The sequence below is a fragment of the Salegentibacter sp. genome (genome assembly GCF_036568425.1).
In the GTDB taxonomy this organism is placed as follows: Bacteria; Bacteroidota; Bacteroidia; order Flavobacteriales; family Flavobacteriaceae; genus Salegentibacter.
The window spans coordinates 1-4,072 of record NZ_DATCSO010000079.1 but is presented as its reverse complement, the minus strand read 5'-3'; the positions used below and the strand labels follow the sequence as shown (position 1 = coordinate 4,072).

4 protein-coding genes are annotated in these 4,072 nt (G+C 42.8%); all 4 read left to right on the top strand.

All coding sequences use genetic code 11. The annotated features are described in order from the left end of the window. Positions 1-1,027, top strand: a 1,027-nt coding sequence (locus VIM94_RS07715) for a thiamine pyrophosphate-binding protein (protein ID WP_332038715.1), incomplete at its 5' end; no start/stop codon positions are given. Further along, positions 1,027-1,557, top strand: a complete 531-nt coding sequence (gene ilvN, locus VIM94_RS07710) for an acetolactate synthase small subunit (RefSeq protein ID WP_332038714.1) — start codon at positions 1,027-1,029, stop codon at positions 1,555-1,557. The genes VIM94_RS07715 and ilvN, both read left to right, overlap by 1 nt. Positions 1,558-1,566: 9 nt before the next feature. Continuing rightward, on the top strand, positions 1,567-3,042 hold the full coding sequence (gene ilvC, locus VIM94_RS07705; protein ID WP_332038713.1) for a ketol-acid reductoisomerase: 1,476 nt from the start codon (positions 1,567-1,569) through the stop codon (positions 3,040-3,042). A gap of 1 nt (position 3,043) precedes the next feature. After that, positions 3,044-4,072: threonine ammonia-lyase IlvA (gene ilvA, locus VIM94_RS07700; RefSeq protein WP_332038712.1), on the top strand; the 1,029-nt coding region annotated here is incomplete at its 3' end.

Here is a 4,072-nt window from a genome sequence, read left to right as displayed (position 1 = left end):
AGAACAGCTTCTAAAGAAACTCGTGGAAAAGACCGGAATTCCGGCTGCCTGGACTATTCTGGGACTTTCAGCTATGTCTACCGACCACCCATTAAATGTGGGAATGGTGGGAATGCATGGAAATTACGCCCCGAATATGCTCACCAATGAATGCGATGTGCTAATTGCCATAGGAATGCGTTTCGATGATCGCGTGACAGGAAATCTTGAAAAATATGCCAAACAGGCCAAAGTGATCCATTTTGAGATAGACCCAGCCGAGATCGATAAAAATGTAAAAGCCGATATCCCTGTTTTAGGAAATGTGAATAAAACCCTGGCCTTGCTGCTTGATCTTGTAGAAGAAAAGGAGCACAAGGCCTGGCATCAGGAATTCAAAAATCTATATGATATAGAGTTTGAAAAGATCATCAAAAACGACCTTAACGCCGAACGCGGAAAAATTGGAATGGCCGAAGTGATCGATGAGATCAATACCTGTTCCAAAGGTGATGCTGTTATAGTTTCAGATGTAGGGCAGCACCAGATGGTGACCTGCAGGTATTCGAAATTCAATCAAACACGCAGCAAGGTGACTTCCGGAGGATTGGGAACTATGGGATTTGCCCTTCCGGCGGCTATTGGTGCTAAAATGGGTGTTCCGCACAGGGAAGTGGTGGCTGTCATAGGAGACGGAGGGTACCAAATGACCATTCAGGAGTTGGGAACAATTTTTCAGACAAAGGTTCCGGTGAAGATCGTGATTCTTAATAATGGTTTTCTCGGAATGGTTCGCCAGTGGCAACAACTCTTCTTTGATAAACGCTATGCCTCCACCGAAATGGTAAACCCTGATTTTGTAACCATTGCCAAAGGTTATCATATAAAGGCAAACCAGGTGACCGAAAGAGCTCAACTGGCTGATGCAGTGAGGGAAATGATGGAGTCTAAAGAAGCTTATTTCCTTGAAGTAAAAGTTGAACAGGAAGAAAATGTGTTCCCTATGGTTCCTACGGGGGCGGCAGTTTCAGAAATATTATTGGAGTAATGGAAAAGAAAAATTATACCGTTTCGATCTATACCGAAAACAATGTGGGGCTGTTAAGTCGTATCGCTGCGATCTTCCTGAAAAGGCACATTAACATAGAAAGTGTTAGCGTGTCTAAAAGCGAAGTGGAAGGGGTGATGCGTTTCATCATCGTGGTGCAGGTGAATGAGGAACAGGTGCAGAAGGTCGTAAAGCAGATTGAAAAACAAATAGAGGTGATCAAAGCCTTTTATCACACCGATGAGGAGATGATCTACCAGGAAACCGCGCTGTACAAAGTGAATTCATCAGAATTTGTAGGTGATCTCAGTATTCAGGATTTTATAAAAGGAACCAATGCGCGAATCGTGACGGTGACTCCCAAATTCTTTGTGATTGAAAAAACAGGAAAGCGCAGTGAAACCGATAGCCTTTACGAAAAATTAAAACCATACGGGTTGATGCAGTTCGTGCGCTCAGGCACTATTGCGGTGACCAAAGAAGAGATGCAGATCTCAAAATTATTAGAACAATTTAATACAACCAATTAATTAGAAGTTATGACAAACTATTTTAACAGCTTGCCGTTAAGAGAGCAACTGGCCCAGTTAGGGACCTGCCGTTTTATGCAAAGCGATGAATTCAAAGATGGTGTAGCTGCCTTAAAGAATAAGAAAATAGTAATTGTTGGCTGTGGTGCCCAGGGCCTCAACCAGGGCTTGAATATGAGGGATAGCGGTTTGGATATTTCTTATGCGCTTCGGGATGGAGCTATTAAAGAAAAGCGCCAATCTTATAAAAACGCTTCAGAAAATAATTTTAAAGTCGGAACTTATGAAGAATTAATTTCTACGGCCGATCTGGTAATCAACCTAACGCCAGACAAGCAACATACTTCAGTAATAAAAGCTATTCAACCTCATATAAAGAAAAATGCGGTGCTTTCTTATTCCCACGGCTTTAATATCGTGGAAGAAGGGATGAAGATTCGGGAGGATATCACTGTGATAATGGTCGCTCCCAAATGCCCCGGAAGTGAAGTTCGTGAAGAATATAAAAGAGGTTTTGGGGTGCCGACTTTAATTGCCGTGCATCCTGAAAACGATCCTCAGGGAATTGGGTTTGAATGGGCTAAGGCTTATGCTGTGGCCACTGGTGGTGATCGTGCCGGGGTTTTGGAATCTTCTTTTGTTGCTGAAGTGAAATCAGATCTTATGGGAGAGCAAACCATATTATGTGGAGTGCTGCAAACCGGGTCTATTTTGAGTTTTGATAAAATGGTAGCTGAAGGGGTGGAACCTGCTTATGCCTCAAATTTGATTCAGTATGGTTGGGAAACGATCACCGAAGCTTTAAAGCACGGCGGAATCACCAATATGATGGATAGGCTATCAAATCCTGCCAAGATCAAAGCTGATGCGATTTCCGGGGAATTAAAGGTGAAATTACGTCCGCTTTTCAGAAAGCATATGGACGATATTATCTCGGGAGCATTCAGCAGTAGAATGATGAAAGATTGGGAGAATAATGACAAAGAATTGCTGGAGTGGCGCGCCGCAACCGGGGAAACTGCTTTTGAGAAATCTCAGGCAACTTCAGAAGAAATAAAAGAACAGGAATATTTTGATAAAGGGGTACTACTGGTGGCCTTTGTGAAATCTGGCGTAGAGCTGGCTTTTGAAACTATGGTAGAAGCGGGGATTGTTGAAGATTCGGCTTATTACGAGTCTCTACATGAAGTTCCGCTTATCGCCAACACGATAGCCAGGAAGAAATTGTATGAGATGAATCGTATCATTTCTGACACAGCTGAATATGGTTGTTATCTATTTGATCATTCGGCTAAACCCCTTATCAAAGATTATGTGAACGCCTTACCTAAAGAAGTGATTGGTCATTCTTTCGGAACCGATTATACCGGTGTGGATAATCAGCAGTTAATAGCGGTTAATGATGAAATAAGGCAACATCCGGTAGAAAAAGTAGGGGAAAGGCTAAGAAAAGCGATGACCGCAATGAAGAAAATACACGAATAAGATGAGCACTTTACTGGCAGAGAAAAAAACATATAAACCCAGTCTTAAGGCTGTAAAAGAAGCGGCTGAGCGAATTTCTAAAGTGGTGGTAAAAACACCCTTGATGCAGTCTTTTACCTATAGCAACAAATTTTCAGCTAATGTGATGTTGAAAAGGGAAGATTTGCAGCAGGTGCGATCCTATAAAATTCGGGGAGCTTATAATAAAATTGCCAGCCTTCCGCAGGAGCAATTGGACCGGGGGGTAATTTGTGCCAGTGCAGGGAACCATGCACAAGGTGTTGCTTTTGCCTGTAATAAACTGCAGGCAAAAGGCGTGATCTATATGCCAATTACCACTCCCCGCCAAAAAGTGGAACAAACCAAGATGTTTGGCGGCGATTGTGTTGAAGTTGTTCTGAAGGGGGATACCTTTGATGATGCCTTTAAAAATGCGATGAAGCACCGTGAGAAATACGATCTGGTTTTTATTCATCCTTTTGACGATGAGAAAGTTATCGAAGGTCAGGCCACTATTGGCCTGGAGATCCTGGAGCAAGCCAGCGAACCAATAGATTACGTTTTTGCACCACTTGGCGGTGGCGGACTTCTAGCCGGAATCTCCTCTATATTCAAGGAACTTTCTCCCAAAACTAAAATAATTGGTATTGAGCCGGAAGGCGCAGCTTCCATGACTTCCTCACTGAAACAAGGGAAAGTAGTAGAACTGGGCAATATTAAAGGTTTTGTAGACGGAGCAGCCGTGCAGAAGGTTGGTAGCATGAATTTTGCGATATGTAGAGAGAATCTTGATGAGATGATTACTATCCCAGAAGGAAAAATATGTCAAACAATTCTCGATCTGTATAACCAGGATGCTATAGTGGTAGAACCTGCAGGAGCTATGGCTATTTCGGCCCTGGACCATTTTGCTGAAGAGATAAAAGGTAAAAACGTGGTATGTATCGTAAGCGGCAGCAATAACGACATCACCAGAACCGCCGAGATCAAGGAAAGGGCTTTGTTATATGCCGGCTTAAAACATTATTTC